15 protein-coding genes are annotated in these 24,726 nt (G+C 56.7%); 7 read left to right on the top strand and 8 right to left on the bottom strand.

Features of this window, described 5'->3' with window-relative positions:
- The first annotated feature begins 118 nt into the window (after window positions 1-118).
- From Poly41_RS22305 to Poly41_RS22290, 4 genes are all read left to right on the top strand, one after another.
- Window positions 119-2,563, top strand: a complete 2,445-nt coding sequence (locus tag Poly41_RS22305) for an HzsA-related protein (protein ID WP_146529069.1) — start codon at window positions 119-121, stop codon at window positions 2,561-2,563.
- Between the two features lie 64 nt (window positions 2,564-2,627).
- Window positions 2,628-3,617: a CAF17-like 4Fe-4S cluster assembly/insertion protein YgfZ gene (gene ygfZ / locus Poly41_RS22300; RefSeq protein ID WP_146529066.1), complete on the top strand. Its 990-nt coding sequence runs from the start codon at window positions 2,628-2,630 to the stop codon at window positions 3,615-3,617.
- Between the two features lie 2 nt (window positions 3,618-3,619).
- The gene (locus tag Poly41_RS22295; RefSeq protein WP_146529065.1) at window positions 3,620-4,249 is read left to right on the top strand and encodes an ECF-type sigma factor; all 630 of its coding nucleotides are present in this window, start codon (window positions 3,620-3,622) and stop codon (window positions 4,247-4,249) included.
- Between the two features lie 115 nt (window positions 4,250-4,364).
- Window positions 4,365-7,013, top strand: coding sequence for a serine/threonine-protein kinase (locus Poly41_RS22290; protein WP_146529063.1), 2,649 nt, complete (start codon window positions 4,365-4,367; stop codon window positions 7,011-7,013).
- On the opposite strand, the gene Poly41_RS22285 is transcribed toward Poly41_RS22290, so the two are convergent.
- Window positions 7,000-8,202 (bottom strand): LptF/LptG family permease, encoded by a 1,203-nt coding sequence (locus tag Poly41_RS22285; protein ID WP_231615853.1) that lies wholly within the window; start codon window positions 8,200-8,202, stop codon window positions 7,000-7,002. The genes Poly41_RS22290 and Poly41_RS22285 overlap by 14 nt on opposite strands.
- A gap of 602 nt (window positions 8,203-8,804) precedes the next feature.
- Here Poly41_RS22285 and Poly41_RS22280 point away from each other — a divergent pair.
- A complete protein-coding gene (locus Poly41_RS22280) occupies window positions 8,805-9,437 on the top strand; it encodes a response regulator (RefSeq protein WP_146529061.1) in 633 nt (210 codons plus the stop codon).
- A 60-nt stretch (window positions 9,438-9,497) separates the two neighbouring features.
- Window positions 9,498-10,874: a mandelate racemase/muconate lactonizing enzyme family protein gene (locus tag Poly41_RS22275; protein ID WP_146529059.1), complete on the top strand. Its 1,377-nt coding sequence runs from the start codon at window positions 9,498-9,500 to the stop codon at window positions 10,872-10,874.
- Between the two features lie 169 nt (window positions 10,875-11,043).
- Here the strand turns inward: Poly41_RS22275 and Poly41_RS22270 are convergent, their stop codons facing one another.
- From Poly41_RS22270 to Poly41_RS22240, 7 genes are all read right to left on the bottom strand, one after another.
- Window positions 11,044-11,244 (bottom strand): hypothetical protein, encoded by a 201-nt coding sequence (locus tag Poly41_RS22270; RefSeq protein WP_146529057.1) that lies wholly within the window; start codon window positions 11,242-11,244, stop codon window positions 11,044-11,046.
- A 38-nt stretch (window positions 11,245-11,282) separates the two neighbouring features.
- Window positions 11,283-12,302 carry a D-2-hydroxyacid dehydrogenase gene (locus Poly41_RS22265; protein WP_146529055.1) on the bottom strand — a complete coding sequence of 340 codons (1,020 nt, stop codon included), beginning with the start codon at window positions 12,300-12,302 and terminating at the stop codon, window positions 11,283-11,285.
- Window positions 12,303-12,455: 153 nt separating this feature from the next.
- Window positions 12,456-13,844 (bottom strand): hypothetical protein, encoded by a 1,389-nt coding sequence (locus Poly41_RS35015; RefSeq protein ID WP_231615852.1) that lies wholly within the window; start codon window positions 13,842-13,844, stop codon window positions 12,456-12,458.
- A 144-nt stretch (window positions 13,845-13,988) separates the two neighbouring features.
- On the bottom strand, window positions 13,989-14,825 hold the full coding sequence (locus Poly41_RS22255) for a type III pantothenate kinase (RefSeq protein WP_146529053.1): 837 nt from the start codon (window positions 14,823-14,825) through the stop codon (window positions 13,989-13,991).
- Window positions 14,822-15,982: a GTPase ObgE gene (obgE, locus tag Poly41_RS22250; protein WP_146529051.1), complete on the bottom strand. Its 1,161-nt coding sequence runs from the start codon at window positions 15,980-15,982 to the stop codon at window positions 14,822-14,824. Before obgE ends, Poly41_RS22255 begins: the two co-directional genes overlap by 4 nt.
- A 147-nt stretch (window positions 15,983-16,129) precedes the next feature.
- Window positions 16,130-17,161 carry a hypothetical protein gene (locus tag Poly41_RS22245; protein WP_146529049.1) on the bottom strand — a complete coding sequence of 344 codons (1,032 nt, stop codon included), beginning with the start codon at window positions 17,159-17,161 and terminating at the stop codon, window positions 16,130-16,132.
- 78 nt (window positions 17,162-17,239) lie between these two features.
- On the bottom strand, window positions 17,240-18,718 hold the full coding sequence (locus Poly41_RS22240) for a hypothetical protein (protein WP_146529048.1): 1,479 nt from the start codon (window positions 18,716-18,718) through the stop codon (window positions 17,240-17,242).
- Between the two features lie 728 nt (window positions 18,719-19,446).
- Here Poly41_RS22240 and Poly41_RS22235 point away from each other — a divergent pair.
- A complete protein-coding gene (locus Poly41_RS22235) occupies window positions 19,447-24,588 on the top strand; it encodes an Ig-like domain-containing protein (RefSeq protein WP_146529046.1) in 5,142 nt (1,713 codons plus the stop codon).
- Window positions 24,589-24,726: the final 138 nt, after the last annotated feature.

The raw sequence follows: 24,726 nt of genomic DNA, 5'->3' as shown, positions 1-24,726 counted from the left end.
GGTGCCCCTTCCGTGCTCCCCTCCCGCCTTTTTCCCAGCAACGTCCGGCTGACCTCGCGATCTGCATCGCCAAGCAATGCGACGTCTTGCCGCGGGCCACGCCGAGAGAGAAAACGTCATGATGCGATCAAGCACCGCTTGCTGCCTCGCCTTGTTCCTTGGTTTCACGTTGGCAGCTTCCTATGGCGCGGAATCCACTTGGCTCGCCCCACAACCGGATTCGTTTCAACCCGGCCCGCTGCTGCAATCGATGCTTGACGGCCCACTCAGCGAAGTCGACGAGATCGTCTTCGCAATGCGCATTGCGTGCAACGATCATTGGTACGTCAACTTTGGTTACTACTGCAATGAACCCGAGAAGATGGGGTTTGGCGAGGGTGGGCGACTTTGTCGGCTCAACCTGCGAAGTGGGAAACTCAATGTGCTGCTTGACGATCCACTCGGTGGCGTGCGTGATCCGCAATTGCACTACGATGGTGATAAAATCCTGTTCTCCTATCGAAAAGGGGGCACCCCGACTTACCATCTTTACGAGATCCAGACCGACGGTAGCGGGCTGAGACAATTGACGTTTGGGCCAGACGATGACATCGAACCCACTTACCTTCCTGATGGCGGGATTGTGTTTGGTTCGAGTCGCTGTCGACGGATGGTGAATTGTTGGATCACGCGTGTGACCACCCTTTATCGTTGCGATGCCGACGGCAGCAACATCCGCATGCTGTCGAGCAACAACGATCATGACAACACACCTTGGACGCTCCCGGACGGTCGCGTGTTGTACATGCGTTGGGAGTATGTGGACCGAAGCCAAGTCCACTTCCACCATCTTTGGACGACCAATCCTGATGGAACCGGACAGATGGTCAGCTTTGGAAATCAGCAAGGCGGGGTTGCGATGCTCGATGCGAAACCGATTCGCTCGAGCGACAAAATCGTTGCTTCCTTTTCGCCGGGCCATGGACGCCCTGAACACATGGGGTCGGTCGCGGTCGTTGACCTTCGGGGAGGCCCCGATGTGTCCTCGATGGTACGCCAAGTGAGTCAAGGCAATCAGCTCTTCCGTGACCCTTACGGAATGGACGAGAACTGTTTTTTGGTGGCCGACGCCAAAGGAATCCACGTGATGGATCGTGATGGAAACACCGAAGCGATCTACCGCGTCTCGGAATCGGACGGTTCGATGCAATGCCACGAACCTCGCCCGATTCTGGCAAGACCTCGTGAACCGGTCATCGCGCCGCAGGTGGATCTGGACGAACCGACCGCCCATGTCGTGCTCGCCGACATCTACCACGGACGATCCATGGGTGAGTTGGCCGTGGGGCAGATCAAGAAACTGCTCGTGCTCGAGCAATTGCCCAAACCGGTCAATTTCTCGGGTGGCCAGGATCCCATCAGCATCGGTGGGACCTTTACGTTGGCTCGCATTTTGGGCACGGTCCCCGTCGAACCGGACGGGTCCGCGTCGATCGAGCTACCGGCCTTGCGGTCGCTGTTCTTCGTCGCACTCGATGAAAACGACCTTTCCGTTCGCCGAATGCAAAGCTTCATGACGCTTCAACCAGGCGAAACCGTTGGCTGTGTCGGCTGCCACGAGCATCGCTCCGAAACCTCACCGCCCGATCGCCGGTTAGCTGCCCTGGCGAAGCCTGCACAGAAAATCCAGCCGATCGACGATGTGCCTGACGTGATCGATTTCGTTCGCGATGTTCAACCGATTCTCGACCAGCACTGTGCCACCTGCCACAATGCGAAAGCCTTTGAAGGGCAAATCGATCTCAGTGGCGATCACACTCCCGTGTTCTCCGTGAGTTATTGGACCCTCACCAAACTGGGGCTTGTCGCCGACGGTCGCAACAACCCCTATTCGCTGCAAGCACCTCGAACCATTGGAAGTTCAGCGAGCCGGTTGATGCAATTGATCGATGGGTCCCATCACGACGCAAAACTGACCGATCCGCAACGCAAATTGATTCGTTTGTGGATCGACACCAGCGCGCCCTACCCAGGGACCTATGCGGCGTTGGGCAGCGGTGCGGTTGCCGTGGAGTTGCCGTACGAAATGCTGTCGCGGCGCTGCGGCGAGTGTCATCATGTTGCGCCGATTCAACGGCCCCATCAACACTACGTTGATTTCCACACCCATTTTGGCCCCAAAGACAACAAGCTGCCACCCTACTTGGCCAACGCGCCGTGGCAACACCCAATGGTTCCACAATCGCGATGCAACTTAACGAACCCCGAGTTGTCGATTTTGTTGCGAGCTCCCTTGGCGAAATCGGCCGGTGGCTTGCAGCTGTGTGGTCGCCCGGTTTTCACAAACACCGATGACGTCGACTATCAAGAACTGCTTCGCACGATTGACCAAGCGGCCGACCAACTGCGAATTCGCAAGCGATTTGACATGCCCGGCTTTCAGCCAAATGAGCATTACCTTCGAGAAATGCGGCGTTTTGAGATCGAACCGCAGTTGATTCCCGGATCGGATCAAGTCGATGTCTATGCGACCGACCAAGCGTATTGGCGATCGTTTTGGTATCGGCAACCGTTAAGGCATTGAGACGAATCTTTCGTATTCATTTGCCTCGCTTTTGCGAGTCGGTTGCCGCTGTTATGCTGGCCTCATGAGTACACCCGAATATTATGTCCTGCCCGCCGTTTCCGTCATCGACGTGGTTGGTGCCGATGCGCCGGCGATTGTCAACAACTTAACGACCCAAGAGGTTCTGTCGCTGAACCAGGGGCAAGGACACGAGAGTTTCATCACGGACGTCCGCGGGAAAACCGTTGGCCATGTGCATGTGTTTCGTCAAGAAAACGCCTTTCGCATGATCGGAGCAGTGGGACAATCGCAGCGCATCGCCGCCCATGTCGACCGCTACACGATCCGCGAAGATGCAATCCCCAAGATTCGCGACGAAGACTTCAAGTATTTTTTGTTGTCATCGGCGGCGGTTCTCAAAGCGATGGAAGCAAAGTCGCTTGACGTCGGACCGGGGGGAGCCAGCGGGTCCGAAGGACGGACAACGGCCGACGGCTCGAACTCGCCTAACGACCCCTTGGACGCAACAACGGTATCGATTGGCGGTATCGATGCGCAGCTTGTTGACGTTCGTTGGCTCGCGGACGACAGTCGCTTGATGCTTGTTGCCGCTGGCGACGCGGCCGTCGCCTCGGATGAGTTGCAAAAGCTGGGGTTTGAGATGCACGAGGAAGCCTGCTTCCATCGGTTACGGACTCAGCGCGGGTTTCCGTGGTATGGCATCGACATTGACGAAAGCAATTTGCCACAGGAAATCAATCGGGATCGAGAAACCCTATCGTTCACCAAAGGCTGTTACCTTGGTCAGGAAACCGTGGCTCGGCTTGACGCGATGGGTCAAGTTCAACGCAAGTTGGTTCGCTGGTCTATCGAAGGAGCATCCCCAGCACCCTCCACCACGCTGCAGAGTGATGGAAAGACCGTCGGCCGCCTGACAAGTGTTGCAAGCACTGGCGGCGGAGAATCGTGTGCCTTGGGCTTTGCGCGTCGCACTCACTTCGATCCTGGGGCGATCGCATCGGGCATCGACGAGAGCACTCAAACCACCTTTGTCGCAACGGTGCTGAAATAACGATGGACCAGCCGCGCCAACAGTTCCTTGAGTTGATCGAGCGTGTTCGCCATGGCGATGACGACGCGATCGCCACGTTGTGGCATGACTACTACCAATCACTGGTGCAATTGGCAGCCAAACGCATGCCCACCAACTTAAGACGCACCGCAGACGAAGAAGACATTGCGATCGCCGCGTTTCAGAGTTTCATTGCGGGTGTCCGACGTGACCAGTTCCCCGACTTGAAGGCACCTGAGAATTTGTGGGGATTGTTGATCACGTTGACGTCCCGCAAAGTCAACGCACACCTTCGCCATCACACTCGCCAAAAGCGGGGTGGCGGCAACATCCGTGGTGAATCGGTGTTCGTTGATGCGCATTCCGATGATCGGCAATTGGGAATCGGCAGCGTTGCAGGGGGCGAACCCTCGCCCGAGTTGAGTGCAGAACTCGCCGAAGCGTGCCAAACACTGCTCGACCAATTGGGGGACGAACAGATCAAACAGATCGCCATCATGCGGATGGATGGTTTTTTAGTCGACGAGATTGCCGAACGGTTGGACTTGAGCAAACGTGCGGTTGAGCGGCGTTTGCAGCTGATTCGCCGTATCTGGTCGGAGGCCAAGGAAGCCGAAGATTCCCTGGAATGACGGGGTCGGCCCCTTCACTGGACATCGTTCGGCGAAAAGGTTCCAATTGAAGCATCGATGGAGTGCTGCGTTCACGCAGTTGGAGGCCGTTTCTTACGTATCGCGGACCTAGGTTATGGAACTTCGCAATTTGTCGGCTAGCGAATTGACGAAACTCGATGCGATTTGTCTCGACTTTGAATCGTCTCTCCGCAGCGGCAATGCGCTCTCGATCGATGAGGTCGTCAGCGCCCATCGCGAGATCCATGCCGGGTTGTTGCGTGAGGAGCTCGAAGCGGTGAAACAGGAGATTGAGGAAAGTCACTCGCACCGATCCGACCGAACGATCGCCGACGGAGCTACGGTCTCGGATCGGGCGTTGCCGACCTCAGGGACCCAAATCGGCCCGTATGTGGTCGCGTCGATGATCGAGCGTGGTGGGATGGGAGTCGTCTATTCCGCGACGGACACGCGACTGCATCGAAAGGTTGCGATCAAGATGATGGCGATCGAGGGTGAAGAACACCAAAAGCTCGGTGAACGATTTCAGCGTGAAGCCCGCGCGGTTGCGGCGATTAGTCACCCCAATATCGTCGAGTTGTTTGACGTCGGCATCGTGGGTTCCTCGCCCTACGCCGTGATGGAGTTTCTGCAGGGTGAAACGCTCGACCGATTCCTCAGCCGGTCGCGTCTGACGATCGAAGAGGTTCGCTCGATTGGGATTCAAATCGCAGACGCTCTGACCGCAGCACATGCGAGCGGGGTCGTGCATCGGGATCTAAAACCCAACAACATTATGGTGCTGGGGCGAGCGAGTGAGTCGGTCAGCGGCGGCTCGGATTCGACGAGCTCCGCCTCGTTACTTGGCCCTCGAGTGAAGCTGTTTGACTTTGGGCTTTCCCGCGCCGAGGGCCATCTTTTCGGCAAGACAACGGGCGAGCAAACTCGCGAGGGCGTGGTCATGGGAACCCCCGGCTACATGGCACCCGAGCAAGCGAGAGGCGAGCAAGCAGGACCTGCTGCCGACTTGTTTTCGCTGGGCTGTTTGCTTCACGAAGCGTTTTATGGGCAGCGCGCGTTTGAAGGCGAAACGGCAACCGCCCGTTTTGCGTCGACGCTGGAAAGCACACCTCAACCGGACCCTACTCGGCGTTGTCAGGATGTGCCGCTGGCACGATTGATTGAACAGTGTTTGCAAAAGGACCCGGCCGATCGCCCCAGCTCGGCCGCAGAGGTGGTGCAGCGACTTCGGCAGCCGCCAACAGCGATCGCATCGGAAGCAAATAAACAGGATGCGTTTAAGGGATACACACGTCGCAGGTTTGTCGAATGGGTCGGCGGTGGATTGCTTGGGGCATTGGCGGCCGCCGTCATTGACGCCAATCGAGGCGATTCCCTTCGCTCGATCGGCTCGTTAGCCGTGTTATCGTTTACCGACAAGAAAGATCCTTCGGCGACGCTGGCCCAGGGAACGCAAGGGCAACCGGTCGGTGATCGGGCCATCTTTCGTGGCGATCAACTGGCCGCTCTGCTTGTGGATGAGCTGAGCCGCATGTCCGATGTCAGCGTGACCCCCTTCCGCCCTCTCGTTGCCAACACGCGTGAACAGTACATGCAAGTCGGTGACGAACTTGGCGTCGATGCCTTGGTTACCGGGACGTTCCAGCAAATCGTTCGGGGAACCAAGACGTACGATGAAATCAGCCTGCAAATTGTCTCCTCGCGGACCGGCTGGCAACTGTGGGGCGACAGTTTCTATTCGGAAACCGGTGAAAGCCTGCTGAAGCAGGCGCGGTTTGCTTCGGAAATCGCAACGGCGCTTGAACGATCGTTGACATCGACCGACCAAGGGGCGCAGCGCCCAAGCGTGAGCGCGTTTAAATGCCTCGTCGATGGTTCGGCGCGGTCCGATCCAGACAGCCCCGAAGGCTTGCGTCAGGCGCTGAAGTGTTTTCATTCTGCCCACAGCCAGGACGAATTATTCGCCGCGCCCTTGGCGGGACTTGGCTTGACATCGATCATGCTCGCGGCACAAACCACACCGGATGAATCGATCGAATTGATCCGACAAGCTCGCCAGGCGGTGAGCGAAGCGGTGGCGTTGGAACCTCAAAATGTCGATGCCCGATTGGCCAACGCCATGTTGAAATGGCAAACGCAGTTTCGGTACGATGAGGCCACGGAGATCTTGCGGACGCTGCTGGTCGATGCCCCAAATCATTGGCAAATTCGCCACCAACTCGGACTGCTCGAACTCACCAAGGGTCGGACAAACCCGGCGCTCCAATTTCTGCGCGAAGCGACACAACTGAATCCGCTGTCGGTGATCGCGAAAGTCGACCAGGCGCGGGCGTATTGGCACTCTGGCAGTATTCGCCGAGCGCTGACCGATGCGCAACGTATTCGATCTCGTCACGGCGAGAGCTTGTTTGCGAAAGGGTTGCTGATTGACTTGTATGAGTCCCAACGTCAATTTGCCATGGCAGCAGCGGAACATGAAGGTGTCGATTTTGGCAACGCGCTGAATGCCGATCGCTACTTCAGCCGACGTGCGGAATTGGATATACAGCAATATCCCTACGGGCCATTCGGCGTCCAATTGAACCAAGCGATTTTGCAGGCTCGAAGTGGTCGCGAAATCGACGACGCGAAACTAGGGGAATTGGCGGATTCCACTCCCCCGATGCTTCCCTTGCTGTTGGCAACGCATCCCTGTTTCGCCTCCGCACGCCAACTCGAACGGGCGCAGGAGACGTTACCCCATTCGGATTTCAATACCGTCTGACTCGGACGATCAACGCGGTACCGATCACGGCCAACACGATGTTGCCGAGCCAGACGCCATACGGCGGAATCGTTGCGTCCTTCGCTTGTTCAAGCCCGAAGATAAACAGCGGGTAGTAGGTGATCAGGATCGGCAAGAAGCAGATCCCAAAGGTCGTCCAATAATCACTGGTTCGGGCGATCATCGCCAGCGGCGCTCCGACCACCACAAAGAAGAAACAGCTAAATCCTTCGGCCCATCGGCGCCACGGCTCAGTGTGCAATCGCGTCAACCGTTTGCGGCTCGTCCGCAACGTATGCTCGATCGCTTGGCCAGCCCCCCCGGCGATCTCTTCACTTCTCGAACTCAGAATCGAGAACCCAACGTGAGCTGCCAACTCACCCGCCGCCGCGTGAGCCCGCGCATCTTGATGCAGACGCTCGGTTCGAATCAGCCTCAAGGGCAACGAACTGGGGCTACGGTGTTCCGGCGACCGATCCATCATCGCTTCGGCCAGCGGAATCTTGTACTCCTGCTCACCGGGGACAATTCCCTGGATGCCTTGTCCCGTCTCGATCTGGCTATCCACCACTTTCAAAACAAGATGATAGGTTTCTGGATCAAGACTCAGCTCCCCGCTAAAAGCGGTCAATTTCATCGGCCCGGCAGATCCCGTGTTGTGGACCGTAACGGTCGGTTGAATCAGCTTGTGACCCTGGACGTCACGGACATGAATCGAAAAACCATGGTCCGACGTGTACGAATGCTGGCTTCGCAGCACTCGATAGGCAATGTCTTCGACCGACATCAGAACCACTCGATTGATACCTGGCCTGCCCCACGAAACAGCAAGATCCGACACGTAAACGGACAGGGGACTCAGCAGGGCTGCAAAAATCAATGCCGGCTGAAGCACCTTCAGCGGCGAAATCCCGGAGGCTTTGACGGTCGAAACCTCACCATCGGCTGCCATCCGCCCGTACACACAGCAAACCGAAAACAACGCCGTCGCGGGAAACGAAAACTGCAGCGCGATCGGTAAGACGTAGGGAAGCAGTTGAACCACCGAGACAATCCCGAGATTGCGGCGAAGCAACTCCCGACCCACCCCAATCATCAAAATGAACATCGTCATCGCGATCACCGCAACGATGAAAATCTTGAGGATTTCGAACAGGACGTATCGGGTCAGGCGGGTGGGCAGCAGCATTTGGCTCAAAAAAACACTGGGAAAATGTGGGAAAGTCCGCTCGCCGGGTTTAACAAAACGATCCCCGTGGTGGGTAGAGGAGATTCCGCCGCAGCTTAGCCCTTCCTCCCCCAAAGCGAGGCATGCCTTGAGAGCGGCACTGCTTGGCTTCGGACGAAGGTATTCGATCCCCCCCAAATAAGAAATGAGCCCGTCTGAAACAGCGACCCGAAGGCCAAACTCACGACGAGACCGCTTTTCCCCTGCGGCATATTGAAGCAGAAGGGCCCTATTTACCCCCTTTCAACCCCATTGGCGGGAACCGCCCACTTTCCTCCCCCTCACTTGGTAGTCACAATGACCATTGTTCAAGGGACCTGGTGTTCCCAGACCCCTCCGCAGAAAAGCGCAGTCGAAATGAATACACTTTTTAGCGAACGCGACTACAATGGGTCGGTATGCCAGAAGCGGATTTGAACATTTGTCTGGGGAGGGCGATTCGACGCACCCTTCACTTTTTGGATTCGCATCCACTAGACGGGCTACTAAAATGACATCCCACAGAGGGGCGTCAGCGTCGCGGAAATCCACTTCCATCCTCTCACTCTTACAGGAAAATAGAAATGACTAAGAATCTCTTGATTGTCGACGATCACGAAGTCATTCGCATTGGGCTTCGGATGATGCTTGAAGACACCGACATGAAGATCGTGGGGGAAGCGGCCAGCACGGCGGAAGCGTTGAGCCAAGTTGAGAAGCTTTCACCCGACGCCATTTTGATGGACATTCGTATGGAAGGGGGCGATGGGCTCAACGCACTCGGCCGCATTAAGCTCGACCATGCCGAGCTCCCGATCGTTCTTTACTCAGCCTACGACAATCCGACCTACATTGCTCGAGCCGTAGCCTTGGGCGCTGCCGGGTTCGTACTGAAGTCGGCGCCTCGCGAACGATTGATCGATGCGCTTCAACTGGCGTTCGCTGGTGAATCGGCCTGGACTCGCGAGGAACTACGACGAGTAACCGGTGCACTTGCCACCCCACGGCTGAGCACCGACATTGAAGTGCCGCTGACGCAGCGAGAAAGCGAAGTTCTTCGCCAGATGGCTCTCGGTTTGACCAACAAAGAAATCGCTAAGATGTTGGGGATCAGCTACGAGACGGTCAAGGAACACGTCCAGCACATCCTTCGCAAAATCGGTGTAAGCGATCGCACGCAAGCCGCTGTTTGGGCCGTTCGCAAAAACTTGGTCTGATACCGTTCGGACGAACGACGGCGTTTTCCACCGGCGAGAATTGTTGCTACAATCTTCGCCATGGCAAACACATTCAGCACTGATTTGATCCGCTTCGAACTGCAGGTGCGAAGCGAGACGTACGACTATCGAACTCCAATGAAGTTCGGTGGTCGTGTGGTTACCGATGTCACCGTTCTTTCGGTCGATTGCGACGCAGCCAGCCGCGTTGCGAACGCTCGCGGCCTTGGTTCCATGACCATGGGCGTTGCGTGGGCTTGGCCAAGTCCCGACATTTCCAACACTGCCAAATTGGAAATCGTGGTCGAACTTTGCCACCGATTGGCCCGAGCGTTTAACGACAGCGAGATGTCGGGACATCCTTTGGACCTTTGTCACGCAATGACGGCGACGCGGACACGTTTGGCCGCGGAGTTGGCTGCGGAACGCGGGCTGACGGAACCGATCCCCGATTTGGTGCTGCTATTGGCTGCTTCCCCCATTGAGGCGGCGCTCTTCGACGCGCATGGCAAGGCGGCGGGTTGCAGCAGTTACGCCTTATTGACGCGGGATCACTTGAAGCACGATCTGTCACACTACTTAGGTGAAGCCTCGTACAAGGACATTTACCTTGGCGACCTGATCGCTTCCCAACCAGTTGACTCGATGCCGCTTTATCACTTGGTCGGTGCGCTCGATCCCTTGACGAATGCGGATGTCCACACGCCGGTTGGCGATGGTCTGCCGGAAACGCTGACCGATTGGATCACTCGCGATGGCTTGACCCATCTGAAAATCAAGCTCAACGGGGATGACTCGGACTGGGATACAAACCGGATTGCCGAAACGTATCGCGTGGCCACCGAGGCTCGCCCTGGATCATGGGCGTTTTCACTCGATTTTAACGAAAAATGTGAGGACGAGGATTACGTCTTAGCGGTACTCGACAAAATCACGCGTGTGCAACCTGATTCGCTACAAGCGATCGCCTACATTGAGCAACCCACCCATCGCGACTTGGATCGGTTGCCAACGATCACGATGCATCGCGTTCGCGAACGCTTGCCGGTGGTGATTGATGAATCGTTGGTGAACTTGCGCAGTCTGCGGACCGCCATTTCACAGGGCTACAGTGGTATCGCATTAAAGGCTTGCAAGGGACATGCCGAAGCGCTGTTGCTTGGTGCGGTCGCTCGCCACGAAAAGCTGTTCTTATGCGTGCAAGACCTGACGTGCGTCGGCGCCTCGCTGTTGCATTCGGCATCGCTCGCCGCCCACATCCCAGGGGTGACGGCAATCGAAAGCAATGGTCGGCAGTATGCGCCAGCAGCCAACCAGCGATGGCTTGGCAAGTTCCGTGATTTCTTCGAGGTGCGCGGCGGCGAGGTACCCACCCGGCTGCTGGATGGCCCAGGACTCGGCTATGGCGACGATCCCGGATTAACGAATCAGCCCTAGTATTCCGACTCAGCTTGGATTGCGAGTAGGCGTTCGGAGTAGGGCCGGTTCCCACGGGCCAAATCACTTGAGAGTGTGGCCGGTAGGAAACGGCCCTTCCCGAAAATTGAGCTGCGGCGGAATACGAAGTGGTAAAAGCCATTAGCCGGTGGTCCACGACGATCGCCCCTTATTCTCTTGGCCGATCTTTGCGAATCAACTTGGTGGGCTCGAGCGACTCGATTCTCCATCCAATCGAAGCGTAGGTACGATTGAATTCGCAGATGAAGGACTCGGGCTCCGACTCAGGCAAGACGACGGCGCCTCTCGCCGTTGCATCCTTTTTGATCACGGCAGCACATTGGCCCACGTTTCGATGACTGCTGCTCATTCCTGCTCACTCCCTTTCAGAAAACCATACGAGCCATTTTAACGGTCGTCGTTGTTGGCTGTGGACTCGCCGCGATACACGACCGAGGGGTGGGGGAACCCGAGATGCTTGTTGACGATGTTGTAGGGTTCTTTGCCTGCGAGAAACCTCCGCAAGTTCACGCAAGCCAGATCGACCGTGTCATCCACTCGGCAATAAGATTGTGCCCCCACATGCGGCGTGATGATCACTTTGGGGTCGTCCCAAAGTAAACTGGTCGCTGCCAACGGCTCTTCTTCGGTGACGTCCAAGCCAGCACCCGCGATCTGACCACTCGCCAAGGCAGCCACCAATGCCGATTCGACAATGACCGCGCCGCGCGCCACATTGATCAAGTACGCCCCAGATCGCATCTTGGCGATCCGCTGCGCGTCAAAGACGCCCACGGTTTCGGCATTCAGCGGCAAGGTCAAAATCACGATATCGCTGAGGCCGAGTAGATCATCCAATCGATCGACGGGCCACAGTTCGGCAAGTTCAGCGGGCTTGTCGACCGGGTAGTAGTCGGTAGCGATCATACGGATTTCCCACGGGGAGAGCATCCGTGAAATCATCCGCCCATTGCCCCCGAAACCGACGATCCCAACGGTCTTGCCACGCAAATCATCGGTCGGCAAACGTGAAAAATCACGCGTCCTTTCGGCCCGGATAAACAACGGGATCTGTCGCAAGAGCCCAAACAGCAAAGCGAACGTCTGCTCCGCCACCTGCGGCGCAAAAAGCCCAGAGGCGCTGCAAACCGGAATGTCGGATTCGATCACACCGGGGACCAAGCAATGATCCAATCCGGCGGCCGATGATTGGATCCAGCGCAGCTTGTTCGCCCGTAGCACGCGATCCCAGTCGACCGGAACCTTGGCATGTCCGATGAAGATATCCGCCGTCGGCAACAGCTCGTTGATACGTTCTTGGCCTGCGTTGACAATTTCTGCGTCCGGCGCAGCCGCTTGGATTTGTTGGAGATGTTTATCGAGGACCGGAAAGCAAAGTACGATTCGCATGATAGGAAAAGGACTCATCGAAAAAAAGCGTTGGAAGCACCCAATCTAATCTACTCTCGCGGAGCGCCATCGCGAAGGTGGCGATCCACGGTGGCGACCTTCGACATCGCTCGGCTGTACTCGATAGGCCACACGCGAAAACGAGCCTGCTCGCTGAGCATGCCCCCTGCTTCAAGGGCTTGGAAGATCAAAGATCTCCGCGAGCCTGACCGCCATGCGCTCGGGATCGGCCCCCTCGACTTGATCGGGTAGGGATTGCAGCCAGCGGACCGCTTGCTGACGGTGTTCGAGTGTTGATTTTGGCCAAATTGCCTGGTACGCCCCTTTGCCCGCGATCGTCTGCGGATCATCCCCACTCATTGCGAACGTAGCGATTTTGTGAGCAAGCGTGAGCGGAAGGTCGTCGAAGTCATAGGGAATCGTGCGTGCATTGAAGCGGATCACTAACCGATTGGCCGTCGCTTCGACGACAATCACCCGTAACGAATCCACCAACTCGAACTCACTACCGGTCTTGAGCGTCTCGAGGCCCCGTTCGATCCCTCCACGATAAAAAGTTGCCAGATCGGCAATTTGATAGAGCGATTCCGCTTCCGATTGCGATTCCTCCGCCCCGTCAGCCTCTATGGCAGCGGTCGCGAGCGACTTCATCTGTCGCCAATTTGCTGAAGCAATCGCATCGCGAGCCGCTTGGATCAACTGCTCGCGTGCAGCAAGTGATGCGGGCGTTGCCATCTCCTCATCCGAAGGTATCGGCTGGGGTGTCATCGCCTGATCCCCACTCAAGGGTGGATCCCCGGGTAAGTTTGGATCCTCGCCCAAGTTTGGATCCTCGCCCAAGTTTGGATCCTCGCCCAAGTTTGGATCCTCGCCCAAGTTTGGATCCTCGCCCAAGTTTGGATCCTCGGGCGGCGCTGCGACGCTCGTCGACGGCGCGGGTTCCGTCGGCGTGCGGTTTTGCAAATCAAAGGCAAGCGACTCACGGGGCGAAACCGGGACGCCGGGCGTCGGCCTTGGCACCGCAGGAATGCTTCCAATCGCCCGATCCACAACCACTGGGGTAGCGCCGTTTCGGGAAGCAGCAATGGGTTCGGACGCCAACGGTCGGGTGGCAATCGTCAGCCCCTTTTCCGTTTGATTTGCAATCGATCCTGGTCCCCAAATCAAAATCCAAACCAACACCACGATCAGACCTGTCATCGCCATGACCGCAAGTGCAAACAACGGAACGGCATGGTTCGACCTGCGGCGGCCACTTCGCGTCGCTCGCGGCACGGGTTGGATGTCAACCGGTTCCTTGAGCGAAATCGGTCCAGCCGAGATCGGCTGAGCGTCAATAGCAATCACAGGGACCTGAGCAGGCACCGGATCCACTTGGGGACGAGGCGTTGGCTTGGGAAACGGAACGGGCTCTGAGGGATCGACCTTCGCCCGGGGAATCTCAGCTGAAACCGGTGTCTTGAACTCGGGTGATTTCGCGACCGGCATCCGATAGGGGGCTAGCGGATCGGCGTTTGGCAACAAGCCTGCCAGCGGATCGGTGGAGGAGTTTGCCGTCATGGGAAATGCCGAGCAAGGAAAAGGAAGCTGTCTTCAATTCGACCGACCGCAATTTCAACCGCTCACTCCGCTGCTGGGGAGTTTGCACGGATCTTGGACCGCCGTTACTTGGACCGGGGGGCGGGGCCAGCCCAGCGACTCTCTCTATCGTAGCATCTCGCGGCGGGGGGGGAGGGACAGGTCAAAAATTCCTTGACAAACGAGGCCATGATGCACAACGTGCTGACGCTCGACTCGTGCCGAAATGGCTGCCGCGTCCCCGCCACAAAGCACGACGATTGCCTCGCCGTTCTGACCGCGATTCGGATGGCGATTGTACCAATCAATCAACCGATCAATTGCCGAGGTCACACTCGTCAACACACCTAACTGGATCGCTTCGGTCGTGTTTTTTGCAGGCACGCGCAGCGGCGGATTGCGAGTCCAATCGATCGGTGGCAGCGCATCGGTCCCCGTTGCCAAGGCATGGGTTTGCAGGTTCAATCCCGGCAAAATCGCTCCACCCGCGAAATGGCCTCGATCATCGACATAGTCCACCGTCACAGCCGATCCCGCGTCAACAATGATCACGGGACCGTCGAATCGATTGATCGCCGCAAACGCACCGAGCAATCGATCAATGCCGACGGTTTCGGGAACATCAACATCGATCGGCATCGGCAAATGGTCACGAGTGATTTGGTCGACATGTGCATCGGGGAAGGACTGAGCGACCTGTTGTCGGAGCCTTTCCACCGCTTGCCGCTGGACACTCGAAATTCGCCAAATCGCGTCTTCGACTTGGACCTCCGTTTTGATCCACTGAACGAGTCGATCGGGCCATTGCCTGTGATCGAGCGAGAACGATCGCGAGGGCAACGACTCGAAGTTCCGCTGCCGACACGCGGCGTGGTCGCCTGCGGTGTGCGGCGACAATTCAACCGCCAACTTGACTGCCGTGTTTCCTACATCGACCGCGACCGTAGCGCGAGACCGATTCATTTGGAGGTCTCCGCATCAGGATCAAAGTCGCTCGCTTGATTCTCATCCGACAACTGTGCCGTTAACCCGCTTAGGTGCGGCGGCAGCTTTTTGGGCTTCGGTTTCGTTTCCGGTTTCGGTGCGTCACCGGCAACATTCGGTTCCTGGGGTCCCGCTTCCGCCAACTCACGGCGCTGCTCGACGCGATCCATGATCTCTTGGACCAACGGCTCGAGACCTTCGCCCGTTTGGGCACTGATCAGAAAAACCTCTTTACCGGTTTGCTCGGCGATCTGTGCAGACACGTCCTCGGCCCCCTGCATCTCGCACTTGGTCACCACCAAGATCTCGTCCCTCTCGCCGAGCGAGGCATCGTATTGGACCAGTTCGGTTCGGATGGCTTCGTAATTCTGCAGCGGATCCGACCGGTCCACGGGAGCCGGTTCCACCAAATGGACCAACAAGCCTGCGCGCTCGACATGTCGCAAAAATTCGTGGCCAAGTCCAATCCCCTCACTCGCTCCTTCGATCAATCCGGGGATATCGGCCAACACGAACGACCGTTCGATCCCGACTTCGACGATCCCCAGATTCGGATGTTTGGTCGTGAACGGGTAATCGGCAATTTCAGGGCGAGCCGCAGAAATCCGGCTCAGCAACGTGCTCTTACCGGCGTTTGGCAATCCGACCAAGCCAACATCGGCGATCGATTTGAGTTCCAAGATGACGTCACGAACCTCACCCGGAGCTCCGATCGTGCGTTCGCGAGGAGCGCGGTTCGTCGACGACTTGAAGGACGCGTTGCCCCGGCCTCCTTTGCCTCCACGAGCGACGACAAATTCTTCGCCAGGCGTCGTCAAATCCTTGATGACAAAACCGTTTTCGGCATCAATCACCGTCGTGCCGGTGGGGACATACAAACGTTGGTCTTTACCGGCGCGGCCGAAACGCATCGATCCCTGGCCCGCTGTCCCTTTGGGCGCTCGGTAGAATCTCCGGTTCGCGAAAGCCGCCAAGCTATTGACACCATCCCCGGCCTGCAGGATTAAACTGCCGCCGTCGCCCCCATCGCCGCCATCGGGGCCGCCGCGGGGAACGAACTTTTCGCGACGAAAACTCATGCAGCCATCGCCCCCCTTGCCGGCTTGCAGTTCAATGCGGACGCGATCAACAAACATAGTCAGTTACAAAGATGGGGAAACGTAAAGTGGGATTCGCTGGACGTTCAGACTTCAACAAAAAAAACGGCTGACCACGCTTGTGCGCCGGCCAGCCGTCATGCTGTTCGTGGCAAGAGGGGAACGATCGTTCCGCCCCTGCAAATCTTATCGGAAAATCCAACGATAGTCGAGTCGCTTCTCGATTCCGTATTGCTGAAGCACGTAATCCTGCTCTTTCTTGTTCTCGTATGCGGGGACGCCAAATCGGATGGTGTCTTTGATTTGTTGAATCTTGTCGCCGGGACGAAAGAAATTCAGTTGTAGGGCCTTTTTTCGGTAGGGAGCATCGGCACCTTCGCCGTCTTGCTCGAACGCATTGGTCAGCCCAAAGACGTCGACGGAAAAGAAATCCAAATCGGGATCCACATCTTCCCAGGTCGCCACACCCCAAACGCCGGGCGCTGCCGTGTCGGAGGATTTAGGGATTTCAACGCGAGAAATCTCGACGGTATTGTAAAGCGGTGCGGTAATCTGTTCCCGAATCGCGATCTTCTGCTTCACGGTCGGCAAGATGCGATCGGTGTAACGGTTGCCGCTGATGCGGTTATTCAGGACCAACATCGGGAACACTCGCCTCGACTGGTAGCTGACCGATTCGATCCGTTCGTACACGTCCTTGCCGCCCACCTCGTCCGCAGCGGGTCGCAGGTCACCGCCCCGATAGCGGATCCGGAACACCATGTACCAAACCAGTTTGCGTTGCATCCGACCATCGGGTCGTGGCACGTCCGTCAAAATTTGTCGTAGCGGTTTGAAGGAAAACTCCAAGCAGTAGATCTCACGACGCAAGAAAACCTCTTCGGCCATTTCGGCAAGCATCCGACTTCGAGGATCAAAATGCGGCATTCCATCGGGATGGGATTCGCCACCCCAAATGATTTCGGGATGTCCATCAAGGAAGGTCTGAAGTGCAAGCGGACCGTCGGTCGTTTCGTCGGGTTTCGGTGCAGGCGGGACAACCGTCAAGACGCCGGGCGCAAACTCAGTCTGCTCCTCCGTCGTCGGGTCATTCTCCGCGCTGCTCTGCTTCGCTGCAGCTTCCGTCGCCGAATCTTGTGACGTCGCATCGGCACAACAGCAGAACAAGAGAACTGCGGAGCAGATCGCTGTTGACAAAATGAATCGACCTGAAACCATCGTCATACCATCGGGTAAAGAGTTGCAATAAACATCGCGTGCCAAGGCAGCGAATTCGAAACGCCAAATCGGGTCTTCCTATCGCCTGTCGCTGGCCGATTGAATCGATTCGTCGCTCAACCGGTCCTCCGGTTTGCTGGATTCCTGCTCGGCCAAATCAGGCAATTCTTGTGCAGCGGAGGGCTGATGGATCATGCGCAGCGTACTCGCCAATTGATCATCCGAACCCGCAAACGAGTCCGCAGCATCGCCTTCCATTGTAAACGTAGCGAGCACGCGGCGGCCGGAATCATCCGAATAATGTTGAATCACCCACTCAATCGGCACTTCTTCAACCGCGCCGCGAGCAACCAGAGTCATCACAACGAGGCCGGTTTCTGTCACCCGTTCGTTCGCCACAACAAATTCTCGCCACTGCTCGCCCAGCGTTTTTCGAACGTCTTGCTGGAACGCATTCATGGTCCATTGCTTGTCCCCAGCAAGACGAGACAGACGGCGAAAATCGCACTGCGCAATACTGCGATCGTTCTCGATCATCCGCATCATCGTCAAGCCAGCCTTGTCGCTCATCATCCGCCAACGTCGATCCATCAGCGTGCTCATTCCAATCGTATCACTTTGCAGTTCGACGTAGAGCCGTTCCTCGGGGATCCCCGATCGGATATCCAGAGGCTCGGGTTGGGCCTGCAATCCAAACGGTTTGTCGAGCGGTTTTCGAATCATCTTGATGGTCGAGGCGACATCAAATCCAGGCTCCGCCTTGCTAATATCACGCGTCTCATGGATCGCCATCGCCAACCATGTGGTGACCCCCATTGTCCGGTCAAAGGTCAACTTTCCCACGATCCGCAGCTTGGTCGGTACGCCATCCACGCTGCCATCCAAGTTACCACGAAGCTGCACCCGAGCTTCCTTGGTCGACAAGGCAACGATCTCGCCTTTGACTTCCGAGGCATCGACCGCCGACAAGCCAAACAACGCTCTCAAGCTTTCCGATTCGACAACATATTGATCCCCTTTGACAACCGGATCGGTCGGCAACAACCGATCGACCGCGATGCTCGAGACCGGCATCCGCAAGAGATCCAATTCTTCGTGCGTGAAATAGCTCTCGCTCGAATAGGTGATTTCGGGCAACGTATCGCGACGGACGATCGACTGGCAAACCGATGGGCGAAGTGCAGCCTGGATCTTCGATCGATTGACTTCACTGTCGCTGTTCGCCTCGTGAAAGAAGCGTTCCGCGGCGATCGGAACGGAATCCACGTCCGTAGCATCCGCTCGGCGCAGACGTTCTTCATAGTCAAACACCACATCGCTTTTCAGCGGAAGCGATCGGTCACTTTTGCGAGATACCAACGGATTGGTGGGGACGTTGACGTTCCCCTCGCCGTCGATCTCGATCCGAACGCGGAATAAGACTCGGCTCGGATCGACCGCAAGAGACTGCGGAGACAACTCTTCGGCGTAGGTGAGACCGATCGGCGCGATCCCACCGGCCAGCAATGCCGAACCGAGCAGCAGCAAATCGCGGCGGCTCTGCCGGGCAGATTTCACGGCAGCGTCACAAGGAACAGTCAAAGGATGATCGATTTGGGACATTTCCAACCTGAGCGCGAACGGAATGTTGAAGTTCAACCTTTCGATTGCCACAGCAAGCGGATTCAAGCTGCGGCAGCCCAGGGCTGAAACGCAACCATCCGCCGTATTTGGCTTACGACGTTTCTGCTGAGATCGTCCAATTCGTGGGGGTGGCAAAAGTCAAAACGGGCACAATCCGCAAAATCAGACTCGATCCAAGCGATTCAAGCTGAGGCTTCCTCACCCTTTGTGGGGGGGGTGCCCGCACAAAAAAAAGAGCTAATCGCGACGATCCGATCGATTTTCGGGGCCGATTGGGAACTTCCGCCCTATCTTGACGTCCCATCTGGAGCCTTTCGTTGACACGCTAAAGGGTGCAACTAGAATCGCATCACGCCCTTTTCCCATGCGTTCTACCTATTCGATCCATCTTTCCTTTTGTATCTATGTTTCGGAATAGGCAGGCGTCGGCTAATTGACAAACGGCACCCAATCCTTCGAACCGATGCTACACCAAGAATGAGCCCAGCCTTGCAGTCGTAAGCAATGGGGGGCGTTACAATGGTGATCGCAACGAAGACACGACAAAACGACGTATTCCTTTCCCTCTCCGCGTCATACAAATGACGCCCTGGGGTTAGCAAAAGCAGTATCCGGAATTGCGATTGCAGCCCCCCAGGCAGACGTTTGGTAAGAGACCCTCGATGATCAAACGAAGTGAACCGACCCACTTTCCCAAGTCCATTCGCAACCGAAAGCCACGCAGGAAGCAAAAGCGACGCTTGATGCTTGAAGGGCTCGAGCAACGTCAATTGCTCGCGGGTGACTTGCCGCTGTTGTCACCCAACCAGATTCCCACCTACGACGGGCCTCGGAATATTGGTTCGGTTCAGTCCTTTCCGTTTGCGGAAACCGAAACGTCCAATACGTTCGGCGCGAACGACTCCTACTCCACCGCCAACTACGTGCCGCTCGGCAATCAGTCAGGCCAGCACGACACGATCGATTTGACGGGCACGTTGACGTTCGGGCAGGTGACAACCGGTGGCGCTTTCCGCAGTGATGTCGACGTGTTCGCCTTCGATTTGAAGGCCGGTGACATCCTCGACATCGCGACCCAAGGCGCCGCTCAATCGTACACGCTCTTTTACGGAAACGGCCAAGCTTGGTACGGCGTGGATGATTTGCAGACCTTGTATCCGCTCGATTCGCCCTTGCAAACCGAAGGGAATGCTGCCTTCGCACAGGTGATCCCCGAGGACGGGCGTTACTACATGGAAGTGATCGCCAGCAATGCGTTGCAATCGTACACCATCGGGCTGAGAACGTATCGGCCCGTTACCGAACAGTTACCGGTTGGGGCGAATCAGGTCGTGTTCTTGGACTTTGATGGTCACTCGTTGCCGGCAGACATTTTCAATGCTTCCATCGGTGGTGGTGGGATTCCGGTCGGCGGTCGGTTTTTCGTTCCGAGCTTGCGAGACACCTTGACCGATTACGGGGTCCAAGTTGCCAATGAAGCGGCATATCAAGAGTTGGTCCGATCGGTCATCGTCCAGACCGAAGAGATCTTCGCCAGCATCGCTCAAACCGGAAACAACGGCGATTTCGCGACGTCGGGGGTTCCCGGTGAATTCGGTGTGACGATTTTGAACAGCGAAGATCACCCCGATCCAGGCAGCAATCCGCTCGTCAGCCGGATTTTGATCGGAGGTTCCGAGGCCCTGTTTGGGATCGGGACGGTCGGTATCGCCAGCAACATCGACATCGGCAACTTTGATTTAACCGGCATTGCCATTTTCGAAAACGAAAACGTTTTCGACTTGGCGACGGCGTTTCCCATTGACCCGAGCAAGAGCATTTTGGACGGAGTCGCTCGGTCATTGGCGGCGGTTTCGGCTCACGAGATGGGCCACTTACTCGGGATGCGGCATACCAATGGTGACAACGCCCAGGGAACACTGGTTGACGAAGGTGGCTCGCTGGTCAGTGCCGCGTACATCTTGGGCGTTGGGGCCGACGGAATTTACGGAACGGTTGATGATACCGAAGCTCGCTTCTTGAACGACCGCTTCTCGGCTAATGAAGGGTTGCTCGGCAATTCCCGTTTCGCCCAAGAGATTTCACATGTGCTTTCGACGGGCAAAGTGGGCGGTTCGGCTTCAGGACGCGTTTTCCGCGACGTCAATCGCGACGGTAATGGCACAGGCGATGTCGGACTTGCGGGCGTGACCGTTTTCACCGATCTCAATTCCAATGGGCTGCTTGATGCAGGCGAGTCCCGCACCGTGTCCGCGGCCGATGGATCGTTCACGTTGCCGATGGTGATCGGCACCGACGCGATTGTTGCGATCACACCCACACAATACGTCGCCAGCACGCCGACTTCGATTCCGGTCAGCAATGGAACCAGTGGGCCGTTGAACTTCGGCTTCACGCAAGTCGTATCGGATATCACCGGTACGAAATTCCTTGACACCGACGGCGATGGCATCAAGGACGCTGGCGAACAGGGGATTGAAGGGGTCTACATCTACTTGGACCTCGACGGCGATAACCGACCCGATATCGGCGAACCGAGCTCGCGGACGAAGGCCGACGGATCCTATTCAATCAACTTCCCCGGAAGCGGGACCTACACCATTCGTGAAGTGGTTCAGCCCGGTTATGTGCAAACCTTGCCCGGACAAGCCTCGGATTACGAATACACCGTGACCTACAACGGTATCGCATTGGGCGATAACTTTGACTTTGGCAATCAACCGTCCCAAGACTACGGTGACGCTCCCAACACCTACTTGACCTCCGATTCGGTCGGCGGTGCCAGCCACGGTATCTTGGCGGGATTGCTGTTGGGCGCGACGGTTGACCGCGAAGCCGACGGTGCACCAAGCGTCGGAGCAGACGGAGACGACATCACCGGTGCCGTCGGAGGCGGCGGGATCGTGATCGATGACGAAGACGGTGTCCGCCAAGTATCGCCATTCGGCCTCGGTTCGACAGGTCAATTCGAGGTCAGCGTGACCAACACGACCGGAGCACAGGCATACCTGCAAGGCTTCATGGACTTCGACGGTGACGGCACCTTCAACGGACCGGGGGAACATTTTGCCGTGGACCGAGTCGTCAGCACCGGGTTGACCAACTCGCCGATCATCGTCAACGTCCCCGTCCCCGCGGGCGCCGTCGTTGGTGACACCTATGCTCGATTCCGAATCAGCCAATCGTCCGGCATCGGCGCGGCTGGTTTTGTTGATACGGGGGAAGTGGAAGACTATCGCGTTTCGATTCTGCCAAGTTCGAACGTTGCAAACGACGATATGGCAACGGTCTCGCGCAACAGTGTCGGCAATCAGCTTTTCCCGCTCGCGAATGATTTTGAAACAAGCCTGAACCCACTGACCATCGTGTCGCTCAATAACAACGGCACGCAAGGAACCGTGCGGGTGTCGGATGACGGACGATCGGTCTTCTATACCCCGAAGACCAACTTCATCGGGCGTGATGTATTCGGCTACACGGTTCGCGACCAATTCGGCAACCTCAACTCAGCCGGAGTCGAAGTCGACGTCACTTATCAGTCAAACGTTCCCATCGCGGTCGATGATATTTTCCATATCCCAGAGGGTTCGACCAAACGCGCGTTGAACGTCCTTGACAATGACCTATCCAGTTTGTCAGGAGGACTTTCGATTGCCAGTGTCGTTCCAAGCGGCAACGGAAGCACGGTTGAGATCATCAGCGGTGGTCAATCGATCTACTACACACCTCCCACCAGCGGATACAACGGCACCGATCAATTTGTCTACAGCGTCATTGATGGAGCTGGAAACACAGCGAGTGCCGAGGTGACCGTCAATGTGTTGCCCCTCTCACTTAACGATGATGTCGTCGCTTATTCGATCGAGTTCCTTGATCCCATCAATGGCACGCCGATTTCGAACCTGCGACTCGATTCAACCAATCCGGCGCTGAACCGCTTCAAAGTTCGCGTCTCGGTCGATGATCTGGGAACGATCAATACGGGCAACCCGGAAGGTGTCGCCTCCGCATTCTTGGACCTGCTTTTCACCGACGAATTGGTTTCCACGGTTTCGACCGACAACAATCCTCTGTTCCCCTTCGACATCGATTTTGGCCCCCTTTTCGAAGGCAGAACCTTCCAACAAGGCAATTCTCAAACCCCAGGTTTGATTGATGATGTGGGCGGCGTTCAACAAAATTTGGTGAACCCCATCTCACACACCGGCCCAGCGGAATTGTTCACCATCACGTTTGAAGCGTTATCGCCCGGCGTCGCCGTCTTCTCGGCGGACCCAGCGGACGACGCCCAAAGCGAAACCGTTCTGATCGGCGAAGACGTCGCGTTGACCGATAACCAACTCCGTTTTGGTCAGCCCATCCTCGATTCGGTGACCGGCAATGTGATCGGATACGGCAATGCCGAATTCACGATCTTCGCAGGTGATGGAAACTACGTCAGCGCCATTGATGATGCATTCATGGTCGGCGTCGATTCGGACGGCAACGTGATTTCGCAGGGATCGAGTTCACCGGCCGTGTTGCGAGTCCTCCAGAATGATGTCTTCGTCGGTGCGACGCTCCAAGAATTCAAACAGGTGATCGAACCTGCCCAAGGCACATTGACGGTTAACACCAACGGCACGCCAAGCGATCTGAACGACGATTACTTTGAGTATCGTCCCAACACGAATGCGGCGGCAAGTGGTTTTGATCAATTCACCTACCTGATCGTCACCGATGACGGATTCCGCAGCACCGCACAGGTGACGCTCGCGTACGGCAACGCCAATCTGGACGACGAAGTCAACATCGACATGTCGTTTGTTGATGAAAATGGAAACCCGATTAGCGGTGACTCACTCCGTGTCGGGGATCGATTTGGCGTGCAGGTGAACCTGGAAGATTTGCGTGCGAGCAGCACGTTTGTATTCGCCGGCTTCTTGGATGTGTTGTACACCGCCAACACGATTCGACCCGCGGACACCTTCTTGGTAGACGACTTTGATTTCGACGTCATCATCGGCGACGAATACAATCGATCGGGAGCCGTCGGGACGGCACTCCGCGCAGGCATTATCGATGAATTTGGAACTTTCTCGGATCGCGGCAACGCTCAACCCGGCGACTACGATGATTTGAATTCGGAACCCGAAAACACTCTGGCGACCCTGTTCTTTGATGTCGTCGCACCAGGCCCGATTTCGATCCTTGGATCGCCGGCGGATTCGTTCCCGTATCAAGACACCCTGTTGTTCCAAGAAGATGATCCGGTCCCGGTCTCGAAGATTCGTTACGACGCACTGACGGCTACGGTTCCTAATGTCGCGCAAGGCGAATTCATTCAGAATCCCGCGCTCGCACCCGACGTGAATGGCGACAACATTGTTTCGCCGATTGACGCATTGATCGTGATCAACGCAATGGCAAACGCTGCAACCGGCGGTGCAGAAGGCGAATCGATCTTAGCCAGCAAGTACTTCTATGACGTCAACGGTGATCAAAAGTTGTCTCCGATCGACGCATTGCAAGTGATCAATTACTTGACGGCTCATAAGTCGATCCCAACGGCATCAAGTGAAAGCGAGCAAGTTGCGTTTGCCCTTCCATCGGCCAGTGCCGACAGTGGGTCCAGTGACGTCGAGCCTTCGGATTCGGTCTTCGCCGAGTTGTCCAGCGGTGAAGTCAAGGTCGTTTCGGTCGGCGATGCACCCGCCAGCGGATCGTTGGCAATGCCGCAGTTCGAAGCAACCACTAGCGCCGATTCCGATGAGGATGATCTGATCACGCTGCTTGCCGACGACGTCGTTGGATTATGGGGCTGAGCAGGATGGGTTGACGTGAGGTGCAGTTTGGGCCCCCTTGCCTAAGCTGCGCCGCAGAGACCGTGCCACAGAGACACCGGTGCCTAGCGTGTCCGGGGGTCTTTGCTTCCTCAACGGATACCATTGCCATCAAACTCA

The organism is Novipirellula artificiosorum, from assembly GCF_007860135.1.
Lineage (GTDB): Bacteria > Planctomycetota > Planctomycetia > Pirellulales > Pirellulaceae > Novipirellula_A > Novipirellula_A artificiosorum.
Note: the sequence above shows the minus strand (reverse complement) of the source record. Positions and strands in the feature narration are given on the sequence as shown.

Bases quoted from the DNA above. Each gene is read 5' to 3' on its own strand.
- Poly41_RS22305 (WP_146529069.1), top strand. From the start codon at position 119: ATGATGCGATCAAGCACCGCTTGCTGCCTCGCCTTGTTCCTTGGTTTC.
- ygfZ (WP_146529066.1), top strand. From the start codon at position 2,628: ATGAGTACACCCGAATATTATGTCCTGCCCGCCGTTTCCGTCATCGAC.
- Poly41_RS22295 (WP_146529065.1), top strand. From the start codon at position 3,620: ATGGACCAGCCGCGCCAACAGTTCCTTGAGTTGATCGAGCGTGTTCGC.
- Poly41_RS22290 (WP_146529063.1), top strand. From the start codon at position 4,365: ATGGAACTTCGCAATTTGTCGGCTAGCGAATTGACGAAACTCGATGCG.
- Poly41_RS22285 (WP_231615853.1), bottom strand. From the start codon at position 8,202: ATGCTGCTGCCCACCCGCCTGACCCGATACGTCCTGTTCGAAATCCTC.
- Poly41_RS22280 (WP_146529061.1), top strand. From the start codon at position 8,805: ATGACTAAGAATCTCTTGATTGTCGACGATCACGAAGTCATTCGCATT.
- Poly41_RS22275 (WP_146529059.1), top strand. From the start codon at position 9,498: ATGGCAAACACATTCAGCACTGATTTGATCCGCTTCGAACTGCAGGTG.
- Poly41_RS22270 (WP_146529057.1), bottom strand. From the start codon at position 11,244: ATGAGCAGCAGTCATCGAAACGTGGGCCAATGTGCTGCCGTGATCAAA.
- Poly41_RS22265 (WP_146529055.1), bottom strand. From the start codon at position 12,302: ATGAGTCCTTTTCCTATCATGCGAATCGTACTTTGCTTTCCGGTCCTC.
- Poly41_RS35015 (WP_231615852.1), bottom strand. From the start codon at position 13,844: ATGACGGCAAACTCCTCCACCGATCCGCTGGCAGGCTTGTTGCCAAAC.
- Poly41_RS22255 (WP_146529053.1), bottom strand. From the start codon at position 14,825: ATGAATCGGTCTCGCGCTACGGTCGCGGTCGATGTAGGAAACACGGCA.
- obgE (WP_146529051.1), bottom strand. From the start codon at position 15,982: ATGTTTGTTGATCGCGTCCGCATTGAACTGCAAGCCGGCAAGGGGGGC.
- Poly41_RS22245 (WP_146529049.1), bottom strand. From the start codon at position 17,161: ATGGTTTCAGGTCGATTCATTTTGTCAACAGCGATCTGCTCCGCAGTT.
- Poly41_RS22235 (WP_146529046.1), top strand. From the start codon at position 19,447: ATGATCAAACGAAGTGAACCGACCCACTTTCCCAAGTCCATTCGCAAC.